Below are 26,786 nucleotides of genomic sequence, written 5' to 3' on the forward strand. Positions count from 1 at the left end.
AAAATTATATCCAAAAGCGTTTAAGGAGTATATGAGCAAGATCATAAAAACGATAAATCAAGCGGTCATTTATACTATATGATATGTAACAAACTTCACTTTATATTAATATTGCTCATCTAACATTGCTAATAAATCTTTAGGCTCAACATAACCCGATATTAACTCTCCATTTTCAGTCACAATATTTGGTGTTCCTGTTACCCCAAACTTAAGTCCTAAATTATAGTGTTTTTTTACAATATTAGGCTTAGATAACTGTTTTGGTAAACGTCCATTTTCTGCTTCATTAAGCGCAAACACCTTATCCTCAGATTTCCAAATAGACTCCATTTGTCTCGCGATTTGAGAGTCTAATCCAGTTCTAGGAAAAGCTAAATATCGAATAGTAATACCTAACTCATTGTACTCTTTGATTCTTTTATGAAGTAGTTGGCAATATTGGCAAGTAATATCCATAAATATAGTAACTACATGTTTTTGATTTTTTGCAGGATATACAATCATCTCATCACTTAATGCATTTAATTCTGGCATGAGAACACTATTGCTTATATCTGTGACTTTTCCATTATTTAATTCAAAAATCTTACCTTGAATGATAAAACGTCCATCATTACTGATTTGTACAACACCTTGATCTGAAACTGCTGTTCTGAATCCTTGTAATACTGATTCGGATATTTTTATATTCTTTGCTCCAATTTTTTCGAGTTGCTGTTTTAATGATGCATCACTTGCCCAACTAGTACTGATGAGTGATGCAAGAGCGAATGCTATTATGCTTTTTTTCATGTAAAAAGATCCTCAAAATTTAAGTTGTGTTTGAATTTGTTTTGCTTTAGCTAAAAACGACTTTCTTTCTTTCGTTGGTAATCCTGAGCCTGTACCAGGTAATTTTACAGTCATAGGATTAACTGGTTGACCATTAATATGGAATTCATAATGTAAATGAGGTCCTGTAGAACGTCCTGTATTACCAGATAAAGCAATTCTATCGCCCTTTTTAACGTTCTGCCCAGCTTTAACTAACACTTTACTCAAATGCATATAAACTGTTGTGTATTGACTACCATGCTTCAAAGTAATGTAACGTCCAGCTCCATTTGCTTGATAGGCGACACGCTCAATAATCCCGTCTGCAGGTGCTATAACAGGTGTTCCAATAGGTACACCAAAATCTACTCCCTTATGAGGAGAAATCCGGCGAGTAATAGGATGTAATCGTCTTAAATTAAATGGTGATGAAACTCTTGCTCGAGATTGTAATGGATAACGAGAAAATACTTGCCCCAAGGTTTCACCGTGTAGATTATAATATCGACCATTATCAGCCTGAATCGCATAATAACTCTTGTTACCGCTCATAAGGTGAATCGCTTCGACATTTCCTAATTCAGTCACTTTATCATTGACATATTCTCGTCTTACTAAAATCGAAAATTGATCTCCTTTCTGTAATTTAGTCATAGATATTTGCCATTGTAATGCTGTTGCTAACTGCTTTATTTGTCGACTAGATAATCCTTCTTGACTCAAACTAGTAGATAAGCTGTCTTCTATAGTCCCCTTAATAACTTCAGTTTTCCAAACACTCTCTTTCTCTACAGTTTTAACACTAAATTGACCGTCAGAGGCTCTCTCAAAAATTTTTTCTTCTTTTTCTGAAATGAGCCAATTCATATAATCTAATTCATTGTTTTTTCCCAAAACCCAGTAAAACTGCTGTCCTGGTAACAAATGAACAAGTTCAGGAAATTGTTTTTCTAAGGAAACTGCAGTATCTCCGCCCAAACCAGATTGCTCTAATACATTAGATAACGTATCGCCATCAGTTACTGTATAACTAAATTGTTGCTGAATTCTGATAGCTTCCTCTGCCATATCAATAAATGAATCTATAGCACCATCTATTGCAGCCTCATCTTGGATTCGCTTAATAGTTTCATCATCCAAATCATCATCAAGCAAGAAATCATCCTCATAGGATGTTGCATTTTCATTAATTTGATCCACTGATAAGCTCAGATTAATCTCATCTGTAGCATTATTCGAATTGATCTTTAAAGAAAGCATTACTGCAATAAAGATAAAAATGACAGATACTAAAAAAAGAATCACTATAATGCGATTTTTTTTACGACGTCTGTCTCTAGCAAATATAACATGTTGCAAAATACTACCCTAGTCTCAAAATTTGTATAATCATCTATCTTGTTTTCCTATGACTATACCAAATACAAAAAATTCCCCACAACATTCTTGTCAAATGAATGTAAATCCGCTAACTTTAATCAAATATCTACAATAAACCCACAATTATACAATGGAAATAAAATCAAGATCTATTGAGCCTAACAGTCCTCTAGTCAAACTAAACAACATTAATGTCGCTTTCGGCTCAAAAACTATCTTAGAAAATATCGCTCTTAATATTTATCCTAACTCTATTACTACCATTGTAGGACCTAATGGTGGAGGTAAATCAACTTTACTCAAAGTTCTACTTAAACTCATTCCACCAAGCTCCGGTACAATTTTTCATAAAAAAGGCTTAAAAATTGGTTATGTACCTCAAAAATTATATTTAGATAACTCAATGCCGATCACAGTTAAAAAATTTCTATCTCTCAAACCTAATGTAACAGCAAAAAATATTGAAGAATCTCTTGATTTATTTTCAATTACTCACTTGCAAAACAATAGTATGCAAAAATTATCTGGAGGTGAAATGCAACGAGTTCTATTAGCAAGAGCAATTCTCAATCATCCTCATTTATTAGTACTAGATGAACCAATGCAAGGTGTGGATATTACAGGGCAAACCGAACTCTATCAACTACTAAATCGGGCTAAAGCGTTTTTAAACTGTGCAATACTCATGGTTTCTCATGATCTAAATATTGTTATGGCAAATACTGACGAAGTTCTATGTATTAATCAGCATATTTGTTGTGCTGGTACCCCAGAAACTATTTCTACGGATCCAACTTTTATCCATTTTTTTGGAAATCAATTTGCCAATAATGTTGCTTTTTACTCACATAATCATAATCATTATCATGATTTGCATGGTAATATTTGCAATAAAAAGAGTTTAGACTAGGGAGTAGTATGTTAGAAATTATTTTGCCTGCATGGATTGCGGGTGTTTTACTATCGTTTGTTACGGCACCATTAGGTGCATTTGTTGTTTGGAGAAAAATGGCATACTTTGGTGATACATTATCTCATTCAGCACTGCTTGGAGTGGCATTAGGTATCTTCTTAAATATTGATCCTTATCTTTCTGTCATTATCATGACGATATTATTAGCCCTTGGATTAGTGTGGCTAGAACATTATTCCAATCATTCTGTTGATACTATACTCGGCATCATTGCTCATACAAGCTTATCCCTAGGTGTTATTACCATTAGTTTATTGAATAATGTTAGGGTTGACCTTATGTCATACTTATTCGGTGATTTATTAGCCATTAATATGCATGACATTATATTTATTGGAACTGGAGTTATTGTTATTGTCTCGGTTTTAGCTTTTTCTTGGAAAAAGCTACTATCAATGACAATTAGCCCTGAATTAGCTCAAGTTGAAGGAATTAATATAGCCAAATTACGTCTATTACTTATGGTACTGACTGCAATAACTATTGCTTTAAGCATGAAATTTGTAGGAGCGCTTATTATAACTTCTTTACTTATCATTCCATCAGCTACAGCAAGACGTTTTGCTAGAACACCTGAAGTAATGGTCCTGTATTCTGTTTTATTCAGTATTATTTCTGTAAGTGGTGGATTGCTTCTTTCTAGCATAAAAGATACTCCTGCAGGTCCTTCCGTTGTAATTTGTGCTGGTTTTCTTTTTATGCTTTCTTTATGCAAAAAACAACCAAATTGAATAAGATATAACGATTATTTAGTTGAAATTTCAATAGATGATGTTATAAAAAAACAATATCATTATTTTATAAAAGGAAAAAGTTACTAGGATAAATATGTGTCAACTATTAGGGATGAATTGCAACACTCCAACCGATATTACTTTCTCGTTTGAAGGCTTTCGCAAAAGAGGTGGGTTGGTTGACTGCCATAAAGATGGGTTTGGAATTGCCTTTTTTGAAGGCAAGGGGGTTCGTATTTTTCGAGATAATCAGCCTGGTGCATCCTCACCAATTGCCGACTTGGTCAGTCAATATAGAATAAAATCGTACAATGTGATTGCACACATTAGAAAAGCAACAAAAGGCGAAGTTAACTTAGAAAATACTCACCCTTTTATTAGAGAAATATGGGGAGAAAATTGGGTATTTGCTCATAATGGAACTGTAGAAAATTTGGAAATTTGCTCAAATACTCACTATCAACCCATAGGTACAACAGACTCTGAATTAGCCTTTTGCTACATCGCTGCAAAATTAAAAAATAAATTTGCAGAAAAACCTGCAGACAAAGAACTTTTTGATACTATTGTAGAAATAACAAGTGAAATTGCTCAACATGGAGTCTTCAATTTTATTCTTTCCAATGGACATTGGATGATCGCTCGTTGCTCAACAAACTTGCATTATGTTTGCCGTAAAGCACCTTTTGGTAAAGCATTGAGAGATGATGATGTCATGATTGATTTTAGAAAATATACTGCAGAATCAGATAAAGTAACAATCATCACGACCAAACCACTTACCAAAAATGAAACTTGGATAAAGATGAAAAATGGTGGATATGTCTTTTTTAAAGACGGTGATCTCCTTTACGAAATCGAAGGAACATTGCCTGATTGCGACAATCATGTATAGCCCCTTAAGAGCATATAAGATATGCTCTTAAGAAATTACTAGTTAACAGAAATAAATGTGATTTATTCATCTACCTTGAATAAAAATGGATTGATTGCACTACGATAAAATCCTTTCTCTTCCATTTCTGCATCTAAAAATAGAGAGTTAAGATCATCTGCTACAGGTTCTACATGCGGATCTTTTTCTTGATACATTGCTTTCAAGTAAGTATTACAGTCACCACAACTTTCAGCTTTAACAGGAGCCTCCATACTATCTAAGCTCCAATAATTAAGTTTTCCTGTTTGCTCACAATTAGTACACTTTGCTCTCACAACATTCCATTCACTCTCACACAATGAGCAGTGTAAATAACGTAAACCTTGTGCATCACCAAAATGTATAACACTTGCCACAGGAGCAGAGCCACATACAGGGCAGACATGACGAGCTTCCCCATATTCTGTTTTAGATTGACGAGGTAATTGTTGAGTTAACTGCACCCAATATAGAGAAAGCGCTGCCCATAAAAATACCGCTTTATCCGCACCAACTTCCTCATAGCGTTCATTGAGCAAATGATCCGCCAATGTTTCTAATTCAGATACAGATGCCTTTTCTAACCATTCTAGAGTCCCTTGTATAGGACCTTCTGCAATAGGCTTACATTCATTAATAAGCGAAAAGAGCAATTCTCTCCACTCGTCAGAACGCTTAAACTCACTAGCACTTAAAGGCTTTACCCCTTCATTTTTAGTTATATAAGCGGTAAGTTCATCAGAAATATTTGCAATAGGTTTTTCATCTAAAAGCTTTAATTGTGCATCTACGATATGTGCAACAAAATTAAGGTAATCGCCAAGAGGACTACTCTCAGCCAATTCACGCAAACGTTTTGCCCTTCTCTGATATAAATTCTTAGGATTAGCAAATAGTAACGGAGGACTATAAAAAGAACTGGCTGCTTGCTTAATTTCTGTATCTGGTAAAATTCTAATACTCATAAAATATCTTCTTAATTAGGTAACACGGAAAAAGTAACTATACGTTACCTTTAATAAACAAAGTGCGATATTTCTATCGCACTTTTATTCTCTTAGTTATAGCTTAGTTAGATTTTTGCTTTTCTACTAGCTCTTTTTCAAGCTCAGGTAATACTTCTTCACGGAACCAACGTGGGTGATGTTTCTTAGCCCAACGAACCGTAACCCATCCTTCAACCATACCACGAATTGAGCCTTTAACCCAAAATGCCATATAGATGTGTACCATAATGCCAGTAAATAGCATAAATGCACAAGCAGAATGAAGTAAGATAGCAATACGGATAACTGGAATTGGGAAGTTAGCAGCGAAATACTGACGCCACATAATAATCCCTGTAATTAACAAAGTAATCATGGCAAAACTCAATGTCCAAAACAATAGTTTTTGCCCTAAGTTATATTTACCATTATCTGATACCGCATGCTCATTACCTTTCAAAACCTCATGGATATTTCTAAGCCATACCCAGTCATTTTTTTCAGGGAAATTATGGCGCCAATAAATTCTGACTAAATTACAGAAAGCAAGGAACATTATAATTCCAGTAAATGGATGCACTGCTCTTGCTAATTTAGGCGTACCCAAAATCTCAGTGAGCCAAGCAAAGTCAGGAAAGAAAAAAGCGATTCCAGACAACCCTGTTACCATAAAACAAAGCACCAATAGCCAATGACTAAAGCGAGCAGGTAATTTATGACGTATAATTTTATGATCATTGTCGATCTTAATTTTACTCATGATTATCTCCCTTATGCTCTTCGTGTTCATCAAGCTCTTCAGTATTTGGTCCAAATGCAATGTAGTGCGCAGCTGCGCTCAATGCTAAACCACCCATAGCAACAGCTGCAACTGGTTTCAATACATCTTTCCATAAAGTAATTGTTGGATCAATCTTCGGATCTTTTGGTAATCCTGAATAGAGTTCAGGCTTATCTGCATGGTGTAATACATACATAACGTGCGTACCACCTACACCTTCTGGATCGTAAAGACCTGCATTTTCATAACCACGAGATTTTAAGTCTTCAACACGTTTTTCCGCATAAACTTTCATCTCTTCTTTGCTACCAAAACGGATAGCTCCAGTTGGACAAGTTTTAACACAAGCTGGTTCTTGACCTACAGTTACACGATCCACACAAAGTGTACATTTATATACTCTATTGTCTTCTGGATTCATTCTTGGAATATTGAATGGACATCCAGCAATACAATAACCACAACCAATACATTTATCCGATTGGAAATCTACAATACCATTAGCATATTGAATAATCGCACCTGGTGAAGGGCATGACTTCAAACAACCTGGTTCTGCACAGTGCATACAGCCATCTTTACGAATCAACCACTCTAAACGATCATTTTCTTCAACTTCGTTGAATTTCATCACCGTCCAAGCTTTCGCATTGAGATCGATAGGGTTATCGTATACCCCTATACATTTCTCTGGCTCTGCTCTAATATCATTCCATTCAGAACATCCCACCTGACAAGCCTTACAACCGATACAAGTTGTGACATCGATTAATTTTGCCACTTCAACTTGATGATCTCTTGCTTGTGGTGGTGGAGTTAAGCCCGATGTTGCAGAGGCTTTAATAATATTTTGAGATTGTACTGTTCCCATCTTATGCCCCCACTTTCTCAATATTAACTAACATACATTTAGATTCTGGTGTTTGGGTATTACCATCGCCTGCACGAACTGTTAAATTGTTCGCAAAGAATCCTTTTTTACCAATTCCAGAGAATCCCCAGTGTATTGGGATACCTACTGTATGGACAGGTTTTCCATCTGCAACTAAAGGACGAATACGTTTTGTTACTACAGCTACTGCTTTAATATAACCACGTTTAGATGTCACTTTAACTACATCCCCATGACCAATTCCTTTTTCTTGTGCTAACGCTTCACCAATTTCAATAAATTGTTCTGGTTGTGCAATCACATTTAGCAATACATTTTTAGTCCAGAAATGGAAATGTTCTGTTAAACGATAAGTCGTTCCAACATAAGGGAATTCTTCACTTGTACCCAATTCAGCTCTATCGCTTTCAAATATGCGAACAATAGGACTTGATACAACATTTGGATGCAATGGATTTGTACCAATTGGGGTTTCTACTGGTTCATAATGCTCAGGGAATGGACCATCAGCCATACGATCTCTTGCAAATAAGCCACTCACACCATCTGGTTGCATAATAAATGGTAATGTCGGACTATTTGGTGGAGCATTACCAAAGTCAGCAACATCTACATAGTTCCAGTTTGAACCATTCCATTTAACTAATTGACGTTTAGGGTTAAATGGTTTACCAGATAAATCTGCACTTGCACGGTTATAAATAATACGTCTATTCAATGGCCATGCGAATGCCCAACCCAACGTATTACCTAAGCCTGACGGATCTGAATTATCACGATTCGCCATTTGGTTACCTTTTTCAGTCCATTGGCCCGTATAAATCCAACAAGCGCCTGAAGTTGTGCCATCATCACGCATTTGTGCAAAGCTAGACAATAATTGTCCTTTTTTAAGGATAATGTTACCACTTGCATCCTTGATATCCACAAGAGCATAACCATTATTTTCTTTTGCAACTTCTTCTGCAGTTGGCGCTAATGGATTTGCATAATCCCATGCCATTGCTTCCATTGGTTCAATCGGTGCTTTTCCACCTTCCTCATGATAAAGATGGAGTAATTCCGCACGAAGTTCAGATAAAATTTCACCATCAGTTTTTGCTTCACCTGGTGGCTCTGCACCTTTCCAGTGCCATTGCAACCAACGACCTGAGTTAGCAATAGATCCATCTTCTTCTACGAAACATGTGGTTGGTAGGCGGAATACTTCTGTTTGAATATCTTCAGTTTTAACATCGTTATATTCGCCATGGTTTTTCCAGAACTCTGATGTATCTGTTATTAACGGATCAAAAATTACCAAATATTTTAAATTACTTAATGCTTTGATTATTTTTCCAGAGTTGGCAAATGAAGCCACTGGGTTCATTCCTTGACAGAAGAAACCATTCACCTTGCCTTGATACATATCCTCAATATAACGGAATTGATCTGTTCCACCTTTTGGTAGTTTAGGTAAATAGTGATATCCATAATCGTTTTCTGGTGTACCTTTATCACCGTAGAACGATTTGAGCATACTTACCATAAATTTTGGTGTATTTTGCCAATAGTTAATTTGATCACTAATCAATGCCTTTGGTGTAATACGTCCAAGGAAAGAATCCAAATCTGGATCAGAGTCCGTTGGTAAAGCAATATAAGCAGGTAAACGGTTAGGGAAAAGACCTAAGTCTGTAATTCCTTGAACATTTGAGTGCCCACGTAACGCATTAACACCACCACCAGAAACCCCAATATTACCCAATAGCAATTGAATCATTGCCATAGTACGAATATTTTGAGATCCAACAGTATGCTGAGTCCAACCTAATGCATATAGGAATGTAGCTGCTTTATCTGGTGCAGAGGTTTTAGCAATCTCTTCACAGAAAACTTGGAAATCTTTTTGAGGTGTACCCGTAATACGCTCTACCATTTCAGGTGTATAACGTTCAACATGATCACGTAATAAATTAATTACACAACGTGGATCTTGCATTGTCATATCACGTTTAGCATTACCATCCTCATCAAATTGATAACCCCAGCTTGAGCGATCATATTGACGTTTTTCTGGATCATAACCAGAGAATAAACCTTCTTCAAAATTGAAATTTTCATCAATTAAGAATGTGGCATTAGTATAATGCTTAACATATTCATGCTGAATTTTGTCATTCTTTAACAAATAGCGGATAACACCCGATAAGAATGCAATATCAGTACCTGAACGTAGTGGCATGTAAATATCAGCGACTGCTGCAGTACGATTAAAGCGTGGATCGACCACCATCAATTTCGCACCATTTTGTTTTTTCGCTTCAACAGCCCAACGGAAACCAACAGGGTGTGCCTCTGCTGCATTACCGCCCATTACGATCACTAAATCAGAATTTTTAATATCAACCCAGTGGTTGGTCATCGCACCGCGACCAAATGATGGAGCAAGACTTGCTACCGTTGGTCCGTGTCAGATACTCGCCTGGTTATCTGTAAAAACAATACCGAGTGAACGTACAAATTTTTGAGTAAGAATCCCTGTTTCATTACTACATGCGGAACCCGCTAAGAATCCAGCTGTCATCCAACGATTTACTTCTAAACCTTCTTCATTATGTGTAATAAAGTTTTCATCTCGGTCTTTCTTCATATGTTTAGCAATACGGCTAATCGCTTCTTCCCAAGAAATTCGTTTCCACTCATTTGAGCCAGCTTCACGGACTTCTGGGTATTTAACACGGCGTTCACTATTTACATAATCTAATGCACCCGCACCTTTTGGACATAATGCCCCACGGCTGACTGGATGATCGGGATCCCCTTCGATATGAATGAGTTTCCCTTTAGAATTCATTGAGCCATCGCCTAAGCTATATAATAGCATTCCACAACCAACGGCACAGTATGTACAGGTATTACGAGTTTCTCTTGCTTGTAATAATTTGTATTCACGAGGTGCTGCTAACGCAGTTGCTGGAGCAAAGCCCAACATTGCAGCAGATGTTCCCGCCATACTTCCTGCACAGATCTTAAAAAACTTACGTCTACTGATCTGCATAATCACTCCTAAAAAATCCGTATTTACGGAACCAATATTCTTTACATCAATGTATATTGACACCATTACATAGTAGTTGATCATATTTATGATAGATGAAAGAATGTACCTATCAAAAATAAACTTATAATATGATGTAAATTGAAAATCTATAAAATTATACATTTTTTTAACAACATACACTATCTTTTTGAGAGGAAAATTTGAGTTCGATCATAAAAATATCGTCAAATCGAATTATTATTGAGAATGGTTCTTTTTTACAACAAAAACAAGAAGATAACTTAATCAGAGAGGTTCCTATTGCACTAGTTTATAATGGAATATCACATGTGGTTATGATGTCAACCCCATCAGATTTAGAAGATTTTGCACTGGGATTTTCATTGTCTGAAGGAATAATTGTTAACAAAAATCAACTATTTGGATTAGACATTATTGAAGGTCAAAATGGTATTGAAATTGAAATTGAAATTGCCACTCGCCAATTTGTTGCCCTGAAAGAAAAAAGACGCTCTATGACTGGAAGAACTGGTTGTGGGATTTGTGGTGTTGAACAATTAGAACAGGTGCAACAAAATTGCAAATTATTTCCAAAATCTAACCGCTTGCAAAATATTAATCCTCTGATTTTTGATCACTGTTTAGAGCAATTAGAACAATCACAAACCTTGTCTCATCAAACTGGGGCGAGTCATGCTGCTGCTTTTTTTACGCTCGATGGAAAATTATTAGCAATTAGAGAAGATGTCGGTAGACATGTTGCCTTAGATAAATTGCTTGGATGGTATGCAAAAGCTGGTGAACCTATAGGATTTGTATTCGTCACCAGTAGAGCAAGTTTCGAAATGGTTCAAAAATGTTTAGCTTGTGGAGTAGAAATGCTATGTGCCATCTCCGCAACAACTGAAATGGCATATCAATTAGCGAATGAAAATAACTTTACTCTTCTTGCCTTTACTAGAAAACATAAAACGACAGTTTATACAGGAAGTCATCGATTAAACTTAGCTTAGAAATTATACTGTTAACTCTATACCACCCCATAAATCACCATCTTCTGGGGATTGTGAGATACTAATATGTTGCCCTCTATAATGAAAATCAAGTTGATAAGCATGTAAATACACTCTATCAGCTTGATTAGCTCCATACACTGTATCGCCTAAAATGGGACTACCTAGACTCTTCATTGCAACTCTTAGTTGATGAGTTTTTCCTGTTTTAGGAAAAAGAATAAAATGTCGCAAGTTAGGTGCAACACTTTGAGATACAAATTGAGTGACCGCTGGGTTATTTTTTGTATGACAAAGTTTCCAAGCACCATTACGACTTTTTTCCATATCGCCAATAATTTTGCCTTGTTTCTTTTTTGGCTTTTTATCGGATAAAGCCCAATAAGTTTTCTGTATTTGATGTTGAGAAAACAAATGAAAGAAGTCAGTTGCAGCCTCTTTATTTAATGCCAAAATAAGCAAACCTGATGTAACTTTATCTAATCTATGTACTAACCAGACTTTATCTACATTTAACTGATTTGCAATATTTTGTGTTAATCCAACCGCTTCCTCATCTTTATGAACACTTACTCCTGTAGGTTTGTTTATGACAACAAAATCATCATGGCGATAGCATATAGTAAATTTTTGCTTCATTCTTTGTTATACTACTTATTGTTAAATTACATAGTATTAGAATAACTGATTACAAGTTTAAAAGGAAAATAAAATGGCTCTTAATATATATCTTATTCGTCATGGACGTACAGAGTGGAACAATCAAGGATTATTACAAGGAACTTGCGATTCTCCTCTCACAGAAGAAGGTATAAACGGTGCAAAAATTACTGGTAATGCATTATCCCATATAAAATTCTCTGCTTGTTACTCTAGTTTAATGAAACGAGCACAAGATACAGCCGATTATATTATTGGCTCTAGAGATATTCCTCATTTTCATCACAGAGGATTAAATGAAATTCATTTTGGCAGTTGGGAAGGTAAGAAATCCGTTGATTTAGCTGAACACCCTGAATACATTCTGTTAAGAACTGACCCTAAAAATTATCAAGCAATAGAAAGCCAAGGTGAAACAATTGAGCAACTCTATAATAGAGTGATGAAAGCATTTCAACAAATTATAGATCGTCATAGACATGGGGATGAAAATATACTTATTGTATCTCATGGTATGACTCTCACATTACTTACCGCAATCTTAAAAGGTTTAAAATGGCAAGAATTTAGAAATCCTGAATTACATACTTTTGTGGCAAATACAGCAATAAACGTTGCAAGAGTTGAAGACGGAAAAATGGAATTAATTGAATTTAATAATACAAAACATTTAGACACGGAATAGAAAGTAAGTTATCAAAGGTAAAATAAACAACCAAAATAAAAAAGACAAAATGACTGCCAAATGAAATTGCCAATGCTTGGTTTTATGCTTGGCATATTTCATTACGATATAAGTTCCAAAGAAACCACCAGATAAGCAAAGAAAAAGTAAATTAGATTCGGGAATTCTAAACGCTTTATGAACAGCACGTTTTTTATCTATATACATTAAATATGCACTGACTATATTAATAAAAGTGAAATATATTAAAATATACAGCATAAAATTTTACCTAATAATCAATATAATCATATTTATAAAATAAGGACAAAGATTTTTCTTGTCTCTTTGTCCTTACTGTTTCAAATTAGCCACCAGAAAATTTCACATTGAAGCCTTTTTCTTCTAAAATTTGCTTCAGCATATCTCGATGATCACCTTGAATTTCGATCGTATAATTTTTTATAGATCCACCACATCCGGTTCTTCGCTTTAATTCAGATGCTAAAGAAACTAATGCCTTACCATCCAGAGATAGTCCACTAATAACACAGACTCCCTTTCCTTTCCGTCCACTTGTTTGACGTTGTATTCTTACAATACCATCACCTTCAGGCGCTCTTCCTTTTTCACCTTCTGGTTTTATTCGCCCACCATCTGTTGAATATACTAATGCCATAGCTAAAAATCCTTAATCAAGGCTATAAATTATACAATAGATTGATTAATTGTCGTCAATACAGCAAGAGGATTTTCAGCTTGAGTAATAGGTCTTCCAATAACGAGATAATCGGCACCTGTTGCAATAGCTTCCTTTGGTGTCATTACTCTACGCTGATCGCCTATGTCAGAACCTTCTGGTCTTATACCTGGGGTAACCAGTTTAAAATCAGGTCCACAATGAGTACGAAGTACTTCTACTTCCTGAGGAGAACAAACAACACCATCTAAGCCAGCTCTTTGACATAAATTAGCAAGACGAATCACTTGCTCCATTGGCGATGTATTAATCCCTATTTGTAGCAAATCCAGATCTTCCATACTAGTTAATACAGTTACCCCAATCAGTAAAGGTGCATCTTTACCATATGGCTCAAGGATTTGCTTAGCAGTTTCCATCATTCTTAAACCGCCTGAAGCATGTAAATCAACCATCCAAACACCTAAATCAGCGGCCGAGCGTACAGCTCTAGCAACAGTATTTGGTATATCATGGTACTTTAAATCTAAAAACACATCAAAATTACGTTGCTGGAGCTGTTTTACAAAATTGGTGCCAAGTGTTGTAAACATTTCTTTGCCAACTTTTAAGCGACATAGTGATGGATCAACTTGATCAACCAGTGCTAATGCTTCATGTTCCGTTTCATAATCTAACGCAACAATTACTTTATTATCCATAAATACCTCATAATGACTAAAGAATTTCATCTATACTTTGTATTGGTTTAATTGTTTCCCATTGACGGCATGAAGGACAATGCCAATTCAATCGATAACTCTGATAACCACAATTTAAGCACCGATATTTAAATCCACTCTGAATACGATTACCCACCATTTTATGCAAAAGAATAAGACTTTCCTTTCCACTTCCCTCTTCTGCTTTATTAATTTGGTAATAAATAAACCGATGAAAAGTTATAGTACTTGGATATTGCTTTATTTGCTGATATAACCTAGATTGAGCAGCATCAATGCCATCTTTCTTTTCAATAAGTGTAGCCAAAGCAAGATCTATACTACTGTTATGTTTGATTTGATTTGCCTTTATCAAAAATAGCTCAAATTGTTCTAACAAATTTAATGCCATATAGCACTGCTCTATTTTACCTAAAACTTCACTAATATAGTTAGGATCTTGTTCCAATATATTTTCAAAATAAGTCAATGAACGAGAAAAATCATTCTGATTATAATAATAATAGCCAAACATCATAGATGCTCTAGCACAATTTGGTGAATACTCTAACGCCTTACTAAGTAAACTGATAAATAATGCATGATTATTTTCTATGGTATTTGCATATTCACAATAAAAATGAGATATAGGAACTCTATCCACATCTGGTGATACTTTTAATAGCTTCTCAGACACATTAATTGCTTTTTTCCATTCTTTTGTTTTCTGATAGATAGAAATTAATTGAGAAAGGGATTGACGTGCAAATTCTGGCTCTTCAAGTAGTGTTATATAATAATTTTCAGCTCGATCATAAAATCCAGCAGCCATAAAATCTTTTGCCAACTGTTGCTTTGCCAGTAGCTTTTGTTCAAAAGTATAATTGATATTCGTTTCTAAGGATTGATGAATTCGGAGCGCTCGATCAACTTCTCCTCTAGAGCGAAATAAATTCCCCAACATCAACTCAGCCTCAAACTGAGATCCTGAAAGAATCTCATTTTCTGATTCTTGCTTTTCTAACATTGAGAGAAACAAATCAACAGCTTTATCTTGTTGATTAGAAAGTAAAAAATTTAATCCCGTGACATAATCACGGGAAAACTTGTTACTTACGTCTTCTTGATCTTTTTTAGCACTTCTCTGCCCCATATACCACCCATAAAGAGCGGCAATAGGAAGCAAAAGAAATAACAATTCAAGCATCACTCATCCTTTGGAAGAGTTAATTCATTAATCTGTTGAGCCTGACGCTTAACTCGATGATTTAATGCAATATTTTTAAATCTCAATTTAATATAGAAGAATCCAGTAATAATCCAACCAAGAATTAATCCAAATCCAAATAATATCGCAACTAAACTTGATAATCTTAGATCACTCTTTGCAATAATATAACTGAAAGTAATTATCTGATCATTATTGGCACCAATTGTTATTGCAACAATGATAATAGCAAGAGCAATAACAACTCCCAAAATATATTTCATAATAAATCTCCACTACAATACATAGTGTCAATATCAATAGTGATGATCAACACGCTCTTTTAATTCTTTACCAGCTTTAAAATGAGGTACATATTTAGAATCTAACTTAACACTTTCCCCAGTTTTAGGATTTCGCCCTACTCTAGATTGTCTAAAATGTAGGGAAAAACTTCCAAATCCTCTCACTTCTATGCGCTTACCATCTTCTAATGTGTGTATTATTTGCTCTAAAATTTCTTTAACGCTATCCTCAACGGATTTTACTTGTAAACCAGGATTTTTTACTACTAAACGTTCAATTAATTCCGATTTAGTCATATTTTCTCCTTAATATATAAGCGGATATACAGTAGTATATCCGCTTTTAGCTCTAATAATATAGCTAATTAATACTACTCGCCTTTAGCGGCTTTAAATGCTTCAGCCATAGCATTTGGAATAGCTTCTTCTTGCTTATTGACTTGTGCTAATGTTGCAGACTCTTCTGCTTCATCTTTAGCTCTAACAGATAGGTTAACAACACGAGCCTTACGATCAACTCCTGTGTATTTAGCTTCCAATTCGTCACCAATACTGATAACAGTAGTGATATCTTCAACACGATCACGAGTTGCTTCTGAAGCACGAACATAGCCTTCAACACCATTTGCTAATTCTACTTTAACGCCTTTAGCATCAACTTCTGTAACTTTACCTTTAACTACAGAGCCTTTCTTAGTTGCATCAACGAAATTAGTAAATGGATCTGAATCTAATTGTTTAATACCTAGAGAGATACGTTCTTTAACTGCATCAACTTGAAGAACAACAGCTTCAACTTCATCACCTTTCTTGTAATTACGTACAGCCTCTTCACCAGAAACATTCCAAGAAATATCAGACAAGTGAACTAAACCATCAATTCCACCTTCTAAACCAATGAAGATACCAAAGTCAGTAATTGATTTAATTTTACCTGATACTTTATCATTTTTGTTATGTGTTGTAGCGAAATGTTCCCATGGATTAGGTTTGCATTGTTTTAAACCTAATGAAATACGACGACGCTCTTCATCAATTTCTAAAACCATTACTTCAACAACATCACCAACACTTACAACTTTAGATGGGTGAATATTTTTGTTTGTCCAATCCATTTCAGAAACGTGAACTAATCCTTCAACGCCATCTAAAATTTCAACAAAACAACCATAATCAGTTAAGTTAGTTACTTTACCTGTTAATTTGCTATTTACTGGATGATTTTCAGCAATCGCAACCCAAGGATCTTGACCTAATTGTTTTAAGCCTAAAGAAACACGAGTACGCTCTTTATCAAATTTTAATACTTTAACAGTAACTTCATCACCAACATTAACCACTTCACTTGGATGTTTGACACGTTTCCAAGCCATATCTGTGATATGAAGTAAACCATCTACACCACCTAAATCAACGAAAGCACCATAGTCAGTTAAATTCTTAACTGTACCTTTAACTTCTGCACCTTCTTCTAAGTTAGCTAATACTTCTTCACGATCTTGACTATTTTCAGATTCAATTACCGCACGACGAGATACAACAACGTTGTTACGTTTTTGATCTAATTTGATTACTTTAAATTCTAATTCTTTACCTTCAAGATTGATAGAATCGCGAACAGGACGAGTATCAACTAATGAACCTGGTAAAAACGCACGAACACCATTTAACTCAACAGTGAATCCACCTTTTACTTTACCATTAACTAAACCAACAACGGTTTCTTGTTCTTCAAATGCTTTTTCTAAAGCAGTCCAAGACTCATTACGTTTAGCTTTTTCACGAGAAAGTTTAGTTTCACCGAAACCATCTTCTACAGCATCAAGAGCCACATCAACAACGTCACCAATTTGAACTTCTAATTCACCTTGTGCATTGAGGAATTCTTCCATAGGAACTGCAGATTCTGATTTCAAACCAGCATCTACTAATACGTAGCCTTTTTGAATAGCAACTACAGTACCTTTAATAATTGAACCTAAACGGGCTTCTTGACCTGCTTTTAATGATTCTTCAAATAGTTGAGCGAAAGATTCTGTCATAATTTTTTAATCTTCTTTAATAAATATAAAACGTCCATTTATATCCATTTAAATGGGGTTGATGATAAAAACCCAATAATCCATTATCAGGCAAACGAAAACTAAATACGTGTTTTAATATATTCTAATGCTTGTTTAATAACTTCTTCAATAGATAAATCTGTTGAATCTAGAACTAACGCATCCTTAGCTGGAATTAGAGGAGCTATCGTTCTATTTCTATCGCGAAAATCACGTTCTTTTATCTCGACTAAAATCTGGTCAAAGTTAGCATTAAATCCTTTGTCTTGCAACTGTTTTACACGTCGTCTTGCTCTTTCTTCTGCACTTGCATCTAAAAAGAACTTGATTCTAGCTGTTGGAAATACAACAGTTCCCATATCCCTGCCATCAGCCACTAAGCCTCTTTCAGAACTAAAATCTCTCTGACGTTGTAATAAAGCATCTCTTACAAGAGGAAAGATCGCAACCTTCGACGCATTTTGCCCCGCTTCCGCAGTTCTAATTTGATCGCCTACACTATTGCCCTCAAGAATAACATTAATTTCATTATTATGAGGAATAAACTTTACATCTAAGTTTTTTGCTAACTCAGCTAACTTAACCTCATCATCTAGTTCAATTGATTTTTGCTTTGCTGCTAACGCCAATATTCGATAAATAGCACCCGAATCCAAAAAGTCAAAGTCTAACTTACTCGCTAAAGCATGACAGAGTGTTCCTTTACCTGCTCCACTTGGTCCATCTACTGTAATAACTATATTTTCCATTTATTTTTCTCTTATAACTCAGGAAACTCTCCTAACACTACATCTAACTTAATGATATTACCTTGGCGAGAAATTAATACTGGCACCTCAGTATTAGGTTTCATTTCTGCAATATCATTCATCATTTGTGTTGGTGTTTCTGCATCAATATCACCAATTTTTAAAATAATATCATTCGGTAAAATACCTGCTATATCTGCTGGCCCTCCCTTAGCAACTCGGGTAATAAGTACACCATTATCACTTAATCCTAACTGTTTAGCTGAATAAAATAATACGCTATTAACCCCTAAATATCCTCGAATCACTTTACCATCTTTGATAATTTTATTCATCACATCATCTGCCAAATCAATAGGAATAGCAAAATTTAACCCTTCAGCTAACTCATCATAATTTCGACCTAACTGAAGTGTATTAATGCCTATAAGTTCGCCTTTTGAATTGACAAGAGCACCACCAGAATTCCCCTTATTGATAGACGCATCTGTTTGAATAAAATTTTGACGTCCACCATCAGAAAGAGCATATCGTCCAGTTGCACTAATAATACCTTGAGTAATACTTTGCCCTAAATTTAGTGGATTACCAATAGCCAAGACTACATCCCCAACTCTGATAATTCTATCTGGATTTTGAGGAATAGTAGGTAGATGTTGAGCATCAATTTTTAATACTGCAAGGTCTGTTAGCATATCCGACCCAATAAGAGTTGCATTAAATACTGATCCTGATTGTAAAGCGACAATAATCTGATCTGCATTCTCAATTACATGTTTATTAGTCAGTATATAACCAGAATCCGTCATAATAACACCAGACCCTAAATTATTAACCGTTAACTCCTGATTGCGTTGGACATTATTAGTATCAAAAGTTTGATTATAAACATTAACAACAGCAGGGGATGCAACCACAACAGCATCATTATAACTTATGATATCGTTATTTCTCCATACATCCATCTTATTATTAACAAGTGGTGTAACATAAATAATAAGGATTGCACAAAATAAACCAAATGCTATTGCTTGTAGTATTTTTTTTGTATTAAGTGTATTCAAGAATAACTTATCCCTATTTTATAAATATTCTGCCAAGTTTTTAAGATATTCGCTAAATTGTTTACCATATTTATCATGATTTAAGCTATATTCAACAAAAGCTTTCATATAACCTAATTTATCTCCACAATCAAAAGTTTTGCCTGTCATATGAAAAGCTTCAACATCTTGCTCTGAAATAAGCATATCTATAGCATCAGTAAGCTGAATTTCATCCCCCACCCCAATTGGAGTTTTGGCCAGTAAATCCCAAATATCTGCAGAAAAAACATAACGACCAACAACTGCAAAATTTGAAGGAGCCTTATCAATAGGAGGTTTTTCCACAATATTTTTTATTTTTGCTGTCTTACCAGGCTCTAAAGACACGCCTTGGCAATCAACAACACCATAATTACTTACTTCATTCTTATCTACAGGGGCAATCATTATTTGACTTCTACCTGTTTCTTTAAATCTAGCAATCATAGCAGCTAAGTTTTCTAGCTTTTGATTTGCTGAAAAATCTGCAAGTAACACATCTGGTAAAACTACGGCAAAAGCATCATCTCCCACTAATGATCGTCCGCATAACACTGCATGTCCCAACCCTTTTGCTTGACCTTGTCTAACATGCATAATAGTAACATCTTTAGGTACAATAGACCTCACTTCATCAAGCAATTGACGCTTAACTCGCTTTTCTAGCATTGTTTCCAATTCAAATGATGTGTCAAAATGATTTTCTATCGCATTTTTAGATGAATGTGTAACTAATACAATATCTCGAATACCAGCAGCAACACATTCATTAACAATGTATTGTATTAGTGGTTTATCTGCAATTGTCAACATTTCCTTAGGAATAGCTTTTGTTGCGGGCAACATTCTAGTACCAAGCCCTGCTACAGGAATAATTACCTTCATAGACATCCTTATTTACAATCATGATTTAACTGCTAGCTAACACCGATTCGAAATATATCTAAAAAATACAGATACATTCATACTCAGTAGTAACTAGAAACAGCTCGATCTAGCCAATGAAATACATGTAGAATTTATAATTATTATTGATTATCTGCTAAAGACTTTATTCTTTGATAAATTTCTTCGCGATGTACAGCAATTTCCTTAGGTGCTTTTACTCCTAATTTAACTTGATTGCCTCTAACACTTAACACTGTGATTTCGACATCATCGCCAATTAACAGACTTTCTCCTATTTTGCGTGTCAAAATAAGCATAATAATCTCCTTACATTACGCATAGCAAAGTAACATCCCTGTACCTTGCTTATTTCACTATAGTTTTGCTTGAATCCAATTCATTGCAAAATCAAGTGATTGAGGAATATTTTCTGGATTAGATCCACCAGCCATTGCCATATCTGGTCGTCCACCACCTTTTCCTCCAACCTCTTGAGCCATTAAACCAACAAGTTCTCCTGCATTAATCTTGCTAGTTAAATCAGATGTTACTCCTACAATCAGATTGACTTTCTCACCTGATTTTGTTGCAAAAGCTACAACCGCTGAACCCAATTGATTTTTTAAATCATCGACCATTGTTCTTAATGCTTTTGCATCAACATTGTCTAACTGTTTAACAATAACATTACAACCATTTATTTGTTTAGCTTGTTTCGCTAACTCACCACCAGCTTGTGAAGCCAATTTTTCTTTTAATTGTTGTAACTCTTTCTCCGCTTTTTTTGCTTTATCTTGCAACTGCTGTATTTTTTCAATCAGACTATGACTATCGGATTTAAGTAATTCAGCACTTTGGTCTAGAACTCTCTGTTGATTATGCAATAAAGCAATCGCAGCTTCGCCTGTTACTGCTTCAACCCGTCTAACACCTGCAGCAACAGCACCTTCTGAAGTGAATTTGAATAATCCAATTTCACCAGTTTGTTTTACATGAGTACCACCACATAATTCGATTGAAAATTCACTCATAGTGAGTACACGAACACGATCACCATATTTCTCACCAAATAATGCCATTGCCCCTTTCTGTTTTGCTTCTTCTAAATCCATTACTTCCGTTTTAACAACAATATTTTCACGGATTTTTTGATTAACAATGCGTTCGATTTCCTCTAAATCACCTTTAGCAATTGCTTCAGGTTGAGAAAAATCGAATCTCAACATATTTTCTGCAACTAAAGATCCTTTTTGAGCGACATGATCGCCAAGTACTTGACGCAGAGCAGCATGCAATAAATGGGTTGCACTATGGTTGAGTGTAATCGCTTTTCTTCTTTCTTGATCAACCTGAGCAAATACACTATCACCGACACTTAATGATCCAGAAACTAACTGACCAATGTGTCCAAACACTGCTCCATATTTCTGCGTATCTGTTACAGTAAAATTGCAAATATCTGATGAAATCTGACCGCTATCACCAATTTGCCCGCCAGACTCACCATAAAAAGCGGTCTGATCAAGTACGATGACTGCATTTTCACCCGATTGAATACTGTCAACAGACTTGCCATTAGTGAACAAGGCAACTACTTTTGCTTCTGTTTCTGTAACTTCGTATCCTTTGAATAGCGTTGTACCATCTACTTTGATCACATTACTGTAATCAACACCAAAATTACTGCTTGCTTGAGCTCTTGCTCTTTGAGCTTGCATTTCACGCTCAAAAGCATCTTCATCAATCGTAATATCACGCTCACGACAAACATCAGCCGTTAAATCTAATGGGAAACCATAGGTATCATAAAGTTTGAATGCTACTTCCCCTGAAAGCACTTTTCCATCAAGCTTAGATAGCGCATCTTCGAGTAAAGCCAATCCTCTTTCTAAGGTTCTCGCAAATTGTTCTTCTTCTGCTTTCAACGTTTTTGAAATAAGAGCTTGTTTTTCTGTGATGATTTCACCTGCTTGCCCCATTACTTCTGCTAATGTCGGTACTAATTTATAGAAGAAAGCTGATTTTGCGCCGAGAAGATTGCCATGTCTGACTGCTCGACGAATAATACGACGAAGGACATATCCACGACCTTCATTTGAAGGCACTACACCATCAGCAATTAAATAAGCACAAGAACGAATATGATCAGCGATAACTCTCAATGATTTATTATCCAAATCTTGTACATCTAAAAGTGTTGCAACAGATTTGATTAATGTTTGGAAAATATCGATCTCATAGTTGGAATTCACATGTTGTAATACTGCACTAATACGCTCTAATCCCATCCCCGTATCTACAGATGGTTTTGGCAATTTTTCCATGGTGCCATCTGCTTGGCGATTGAATTGCATAAACACCACATTCCAAATTTCGATATAGCGATCGCCATCTTCTTCTGGAGAACCTGGAGGACCTCCCCAAATATGATCACCATGATCATAGAAAATCTCTGTACAAGGTCCACAAGGGCCTGTATCACCCATTTGCCAAAAGTTGTCTGAGGCATAAGGTGCCCCTTTATTATCGCCAATGCGAATTATACGTTCTGCTGGGATTCCGACCTCTTTATTCCAAATATCATAGGCTTCATCATCAGTTTCATAGACTGTTACCCAAAGTTTTTCTTTAGGTAGACCTAACCACTCTGAAGATGTTAAAAATTCCCATGCATAAGAAATAGCATCTTTTTTGAAATAATCACCAAAGCTAAAATTACCCAACATTTCAAAGAAAGTATGATGACGCGCAGTGTAACCCACATTTTCTAAATCATTATGTTTACCACCAGCACGAACACAACGCTGAGAGCTTGTTGCTCGTGTATAGCTACGCTTGTCCACACCTAAAAAAACATCCTTGAACTGATTCATCCCCGCATTGGTGAATAGTAATGTAGGATCGTTTTCTGGAATTAAAGAACTGCTCGGAGCAATGGTATGCCCCTTACTGTTAAAGAAAGATAAAAAGGATTGTCTAATTTCTGAAGTTGTTTTCATTTAAATACTCTAAATAGATAAAATTATGTAGGTAATAATTTGTTTACCTAGCAGATATGTTGCTATTCTACACATTTTTTAAGGAGTTTTGCTATGAAATAGCGCAAAGAATTGGAAAATTTATACTAAAAATAACCGCTTGTTACATATTGTAATAACAAGCGGTCAGATTATTCTAATTTATTGCTCACTTGAAAGAGGAACAACTAACATATCTATCGCAATATTATTCATCACTTGACGAGTAGATGAAATAAACTTACTCCAAAAATCCTGATGATGTCCAGTTACTAATAAGTCTATATCATATTTCTTGACAGCATCTTCTAATACCTGACAAAAATCACCGCTACCATTTAGACGTTCAGAAACAGGATATCCCACTTTTTCAGCTAACGCATCTAACGCTTGAGTAGTTTCTTCAGTGACTGAATCTTGAACTGTGGACATATTTATATCAATTAATCCTGTGTAAAGATCAGAAAAATTTACATCAACATGAATTAAAGATAATTTTCCCCCTGATCTTTCTGCAATTTTTGCTCCTTTACGAATTAAAACTAAACTTTCTTCGGAAAGGTCTACCGCGACTAAAACATGTTTATACATAATAAACTCCTTCAGTAGTTAAACAATCTAGTGTATGGATGTTAGCACATTATATCTGGTGATTATTTGACAAAGTTCTCAAATTTTAAAAATTCTTTACAAAATAGCTATGATTTATTTTTATCGAATACTAACTTGATTAAATAATGTAAAAAATTCTGGAAAAGTTTTTGCCGTACAATTAGGATCTAAAATTGTTACTGGAGTATTTGATAAGGCTATAAGGGAAAAGCTCATTGCCATTCTATGATCATTGTAAGTTTCAATCTCCGCTAAACGAAACTGCGCTAAATCTAGTGGTTGAATTCTGATAAAATCTTTACCTTCTTCCACTTCTGCACCAACTTTACGTAGCTCTGTGGCCATAGCTGTTAAGCGATCAGTTTCTTTCACTCGCCAGTTATAAATATTACGAATCACAGTTTCTCTATCGGCAAACAAAGCAGTTGTGGCTATCGTCATTGCCGCATCAGGAATATGATTCATATCCATATCAATGCCATGAAGTTTATCCTTTTCCACTTGAATGTAATCATCTCCCCAAGTGACTTTTGCCCCCATTTTTGCTAATACATCAGCAAATAATCGATCACCTTGTATGGAATTTTTCCCAATTCCAGTCACTCTTACTTTACCCTTTATTGCGGCTGCCGCTAAAAAGTAAGAGGCAGAAGAGGCATCCCCCTCCACCAAGTATTGCTGAGGTGAACGATAAATCTGTCTGCCTTTGACAAAAAATTGTTGATAATTTTCATGGGAAACAGAAACGCCAAAATCAGACATCATTGCTAAAGTAATATCAATATAAGGCTTTGATACTAAATCCCCCACAACTTCTATGATCATATCATTTTCACACAGTGGTGCGACCATCAATAGCGCTGTTAAGAATTGAGATGAGATGGAACCATCTATTTGGACTTTTTCACCTCGCAATCCCGAATTTCTAATTGCGATTGGTGGATACCCATCTTTTTCTAAATAATTAATATCCGCACCTAACTGGCGTAGTGCATCAACCAAATGCAAAATAGGACGTTCTTTCATACGAGGTTCACCCGTTAAAACAACCTCAGCCTCATTTTTTCCTTTCAGACATAATGCTGCTGTTAAAGGTCGCATTGCAGTACCTGCATTACCTAAAAATAATGCTAAGCCATTCTGAAGATTAAATGCTCCGCCAATCCCTTGTACTTCACAAATAGTTCGGTCTTCTGAAAGTTGATATTCGACACCTAATTGCTTTAATGCATTTAGCATATGTCGAATATCATCACTATCTAACAAATTAGTCACTTTAGTTTTGCCCTCAGCCAATGCAGCTAAGAGCAAAGCTCGATTAGATAAGCTTTTTGAGCCAGGTAAATTTATTTTTCCCTCAATATGCTCTATTGGTTCGAGAACAAGTTTTTCCATAAAATAAAATCCTTATTTCAAATAATTTAGCTGACTCTAATGACTTACTATAACTTACTTTAAGACTTTCAATAATGCCTTAAATAACTTAGTATTTTCCTCAGGTAAGCCGATACTAATACGTAAATGATTTGGTAATCCATAACCCGCAATTGGACGAACAATTACCCCTTCTCTCAATAGTTTTTCAAAGATTGGTAACGCAGGTTGTTTAAGATCTACAGTAATAAAATTACCTTTAGATGGAATATACTCTAAATTATTTTCTTTAAAGAACTGTTCATAACGAGCCATTTCTACACGGTTATTTTCAGCTACTTTTTCAATAAAGTCTTCATCTTTAAGCACAGCAATTGCTGCAGCAAGAGCTAAACTATTACAGTTAAATGGTTGACGTACTCGATTAAATAAATCTGCAATTTCTGGATCTGAAACAGTATAACCAACACGCAATCCAGCTAAACCATATGCTTTAGATAGCGTACGACAAATAACTAAATTTGAATATTTTTTCAAAAGTGCAAATGAATCTACTCGCTCACTTGGTAAAGTGAATTCCGTATAAGCTTCATCTAATACCACGATCACATTTTCTGGGACTTTTGATAAAAATGAATCAATTTGTTCATGGGTTAAGAATGTACCAGTAGGGTTATTAGGATTAGCGACATAAATTAATTTGGTTTTATCTGTTATAGCCGCTATAAATGCATCTAAATCATGTCCATAATCTTTTGCTGGAATAACTACAGCTTTCGCATTGATTGCTTGTGAAACGAGAGGATATACGACGAATCCATATTGTGAAAAAATAATTTCATCATGTTCCGAAGCAAAAGTATGAGCGATCAATTCAAGTAAATCATTTGAACCATTACCTAATGTAATTTGATCCATATTTACACCAAACTTTTCAACAATAGCTTCTTTTAAAGCATAGCCATTTGCATCAGGATAACGAGTCAACTCTGCAAACTGCTCTTGAATAGCCTTTTTAGCACTTTCTGGAATCCCAAAAGGATTTTCATTTGAGGCTAATTTGACGATATTTTGAATACCCAGTTCGCGTTCTAATTCTTCAATGGGTTTTCCTGGTTGGTAAGGCGAGAGAGTTTTTACCCCTTCGTTTGCGATGTTGATAAATTGCATTATGAACCTCCGTTATTATTTAATTGATTCATCAGAATCATAGCCTATTTAAAATAA

At 35.2% G+C, this 26,786-nt stretch carries 27 protein-coding genes; 5 read left to right on the forward strand and 22 right to left on the reverse strand.

Features of this window, described 5'->3' with window-relative positions; all coding sequences use genetic code 11:
* Positions 1–105: 105 nt before the first annotated feature.
* Together dsbC and mepM are read right to left on the reverse strand one after the other, a co-directional pair.
* The gene (gene dsbC / locus A6A10_RS05685) at positions 106–795 is read right to left on the reverse strand and encodes a bifunctional protein-disulfide isomerase/oxidoreductase DsbC (protein WP_121121118.1); all 690 of its coding nucleotides are present in this window, start codon (positions 793–795) and stop codon (positions 106–108) included.
* Between the two features lie 12 nt (positions 796–807).
* Complete coding sequence (mepM, locus tag A6A10_RS05690) at positions 808–2,175, reverse strand: murein DD-endopeptidase MepM (RefSeq protein ID WP_121121116.1); 1,368 nt, start codon at positions 2,173–2,175, stop codon at positions 808–810.
* Positions 2,176–2,326: 151 nt separating this feature from the next.
* On the opposite strand from mepM, the gene znuC reads away from it, so the two are divergent.
* The 3 genes from znuC (at position 2,327) to A6A10_RS05705 (ending at position 4,798) form a co-directional block, all read left to right on the forward strand.
* Positions 2,327–3,106: a zinc ABC transporter ATP-binding protein ZnuC gene (gene znuC, locus A6A10_RS05695; protein WP_121121114.1), complete on the forward strand. Its 780-nt coding sequence runs from the start codon at positions 2,327–2,329 to the stop codon at positions 3,104–3,106.
* A gap of 8 nt (positions 3,107–3,114) precedes the next feature.
* Positions 3,115–3,900, forward strand: coding sequence for a zinc ABC transporter permease subunit ZnuB (gene znuB / locus A6A10_RS05700; RefSeq protein WP_121121112.1), 786 nt, complete (start codon positions 3,115–3,117; stop codon positions 3,898–3,900).
* A gap of 97 nt (positions 3,901–3,997) precedes the next feature.
* Positions 3,998–4,798 (forward strand): class II glutamine amidotransferase, encoded by an 801-nt coding sequence (locus A6A10_RS05705; protein WP_121121110.1) that lies wholly within the window; start codon positions 3,998–4,000, stop codon positions 4,796–4,798.
* A gap of 62 nt (positions 4,799–4,860) precedes the next feature.
* On the opposite strand, the gene fdhE is transcribed toward A6A10_RS05705, so the two are convergent.
* The 4 genes from fdhE to fdnG all read right to left on the reverse strand — a co-directional run bounded on the left by fdhE (position 4,861) and on the right by fdnG (position 10,518).
* Entirely contained in the window at positions 4,861–5,784 is a 924-nt protein-coding gene (gene fdhE / locus A6A10_RS05710; RefSeq protein ID WP_121121108.1) for a formate dehydrogenase accessory protein FdhE, read from the reverse strand.
* A gap of 103 nt (positions 5,785–5,887) precedes the next feature.
* Positions 5,888–6,565: a formate dehydrogenase subunit gamma gene (locus A6A10_RS05715; protein WP_121121105.1), complete on the reverse strand. Its 678-nt coding sequence runs from the start codon at positions 6,563–6,565 to the stop codon at positions 5,888–5,890.
* Complete coding sequence (gene fdxH / locus A6A10_RS05720; protein ID WP_121121103.1) at positions 6,558–7,457, reverse strand: formate dehydrogenase subunit beta; 900 nt, start codon at positions 7,455–7,457, stop codon at positions 6,558–6,560. The genes A6A10_RS05715 and fdxH overlap by 8 nt, the downstream gene beginning before the upstream one ends.
* Before the next feature lies 1 nt (position 7,458).
* Positions 7,459–10,518, reverse strand: a complete 3,060-nt coding sequence (gene fdnG / locus A6A10_RS05725; protein WP_147404736.1) for a formate dehydrogenase-N subunit alpha — start codon at positions 10,516–10,518, stop codon at positions 7,459–7,461.
* Between the two features lie 221 nt (positions 10,519–10,739).
* Between fdnG and fdhD the strand changes: the two genes are divergently transcribed.
* Positions 10,740–11,534 (forward strand): formate dehydrogenase accessory sulfurtransferase FdhD, encoded by a 795-nt coding sequence (gene fdhD / locus A6A10_RS05730; protein ID WP_418789103.1) that lies wholly within the window; start codon positions 10,740–10,742, stop codon positions 11,532–11,534.
* 3 nt (positions 11,535–11,537) lie between these two features.
* On the opposite strand, the gene A6A10_RS05735 is transcribed toward fdhD, so the two are convergent.
* Positions 11,538–12,173 (reverse strand): TIGR01621 family pseudouridine synthase, encoded by a 636-nt coding sequence (locus A6A10_RS05735; protein ID WP_121121095.1) that lies wholly within the window; start codon positions 12,171–12,173, stop codon positions 11,538–11,540.
* Positions 12,174–12,246: 73 nt separating this feature from the next.
* On the opposite strand from A6A10_RS05735, the gene A6A10_RS05740 reads away from it, so the two are divergent.
* Complete coding sequence (locus A6A10_RS05740) at positions 12,247–12,879, forward strand: histidine phosphatase family protein (RefSeq protein ID WP_121121093.1); 633 nt, start codon at positions 12,247–12,249, stop codon at positions 12,877–12,879.
* Here A6A10_RS05740 and A6A10_RS05745 read toward each other — a convergent pair.
* The 15 genes from A6A10_RS05745 to hisC form a co-directional block, all read right to left on the reverse strand.
* Entirely contained in the window at positions 12,865–13,140 is a 276-nt protein-coding gene (locus tag A6A10_RS05745) for a DUF1294 domain-containing protein (protein ID WP_121121091.1), read from the reverse strand. The genes A6A10_RS05740 and A6A10_RS05745 overlap by 15 nt on opposite strands.
* Positions 13,141–13,225: 85 nt before the next feature.
* Positions 13,226–13,537 carry a stress response translation initiation inhibitor YciH gene (yciH, locus tag A6A10_RS05750; protein ID WP_121121089.1) on the reverse strand — a complete coding sequence of 104 codons (312 nt, stop codon included), beginning with the start codon at positions 13,535–13,537 and terminating at the stop codon, positions 13,226–13,228.
* 29 nt (positions 13,538–13,566) lie between these two features.
* Positions 13,567–14,259 (reverse strand): orotidine-5'-phosphate decarboxylase, encoded by a 693-nt coding sequence (gene pyrF, locus A6A10_RS05755; protein WP_121121087.1) that lies wholly within the window; start codon positions 14,257–14,259, stop codon positions 13,567–13,569.
* 16 nt (positions 14,260–14,275) lie between these two features.
* Positions 14,276–15,466 (reverse strand): lipopolysaccharide assembly protein LapB, encoded by a 1,191-nt coding sequence (gene lapB, locus A6A10_RS05760; protein ID WP_121121085.1) that lies wholly within the window; start codon positions 15,464–15,466, stop codon positions 14,276–14,278.
* A complete protein-coding gene (locus A6A10_RS05765) occupies positions 15,466–15,750 on the reverse strand; it encodes a LapA family protein (RefSeq protein ID WP_121121082.1) in 285 nt (94 codons plus the stop codon). Before A6A10_RS05765 ends, lapB begins: the two co-directional genes overlap by 1 nt.
* A 33-nt stretch (positions 15,751–15,783) precedes the next feature.
* A complete protein-coding gene (locus A6A10_RS05770) occupies positions 15,784–16,068 on the reverse strand; it encodes an integration host factor subunit beta (RefSeq protein ID WP_121121080.1) in 285 nt (94 codons plus the stop codon).
* A 74-nt stretch (positions 16,069–16,142) separates the two neighbouring features.
* Positions 16,143–17,813 carry a 30S ribosomal protein S1 gene (gene rpsA / locus A6A10_RS05775; protein WP_121121075.1) on the reverse strand — a complete coding sequence of 557 codons (1,671 nt, stop codon included), beginning with the start codon at positions 17,811–17,813 and terminating at the stop codon, positions 16,143–16,145.
* Between the two features lie 101 nt (positions 17,814–17,914).
* Complete coding sequence (gene cmk / locus A6A10_RS05780; protein WP_121121073.1) at positions 17,915–18,583, reverse strand: (d)CMP kinase; 669 nt, start codon at positions 18,581–18,583, stop codon at positions 17,915–17,917.
* 11 nt (positions 18,584–18,594) lie between these two features.
* Positions 18,595–19,647, reverse strand: a complete 1,053-nt coding sequence (degS, locus tag A6A10_RS05785) for an outer membrane-stress sensor serine endopeptidase DegS (RefSeq protein WP_121121071.1) — start codon at positions 19,645–19,647, stop codon at positions 18,595–18,597.
* 18 nt (positions 19,648–19,665) lie between these two features.
* On the reverse strand, positions 19,666–20,553 hold the full coding sequence (gene galU / locus A6A10_RS05790; RefSeq protein ID WP_121121069.1) for a UTP--glucose-1-phosphate uridylyltransferase GalU: 888 nt from the start codon (positions 20,551–20,553) through the stop codon (positions 19,666–19,668).
* 143 nt (positions 20,554–20,696) lie between these two features.
* Positions 20,697–20,873, reverse strand: coding sequence for a carbon storage regulator CsrA (csrA, locus tag A6A10_RS05795; RefSeq protein WP_121121067.1), 177 nt, complete (start codon positions 20,871–20,873; stop codon positions 20,697–20,699).
* A gap of 57 nt (positions 20,874–20,930) precedes the next feature.
* Positions 20,931–23,555 carry an alanine--tRNA ligase gene (gene alaS, locus A6A10_RS05800; RefSeq protein ID WP_121121065.1) on the reverse strand — a complete coding sequence of 875 codons (2,625 nt, stop codon included), beginning with the start codon at positions 23,553–23,555 and terminating at the stop codon, positions 20,931–20,933.
* A gap of 180 nt (positions 23,556–23,735) precedes the next feature.
* Positions 23,736–24,164, reverse strand: a complete 429-nt coding sequence (locus tag A6A10_RS05805) for a universal stress protein (protein WP_121121063.1) — start codon at positions 24,162–24,164, stop codon at positions 23,736–23,738.
* A 120-nt stretch (positions 24,165–24,284) separates the two neighbouring features.
* A complete protein-coding gene (gene aroA / locus A6A10_RS05810; RefSeq protein ID WP_121121061.1) occupies positions 24,285–25,580 on the reverse strand; it encodes a 3-phosphoshikimate 1-carboxyvinyltransferase in 1,296 nt (431 codons plus the stop codon).
* A gap of 54 nt (positions 25,581–25,634) precedes the next feature.
* A complete protein-coding gene (gene hisC, locus A6A10_RS05815; RefSeq protein WP_121121059.1) occupies positions 25,635–26,729 on the reverse strand; it encodes a histidinol-phosphate transaminase in 1,095 nt (364 codons plus the stop codon).
* Positions 26,730–26,786: the final 57 nt, after the last annotated feature.

Source organism: Otariodibacter oris (genome assembly GCF_009684715.1).
Classification (GTDB): domain Bacteria; phylum Pseudomonadota; class Gammaproteobacteria; order Enterobacterales; family Pasteurellaceae; genus Otariodibacter; species Otariodibacter oris.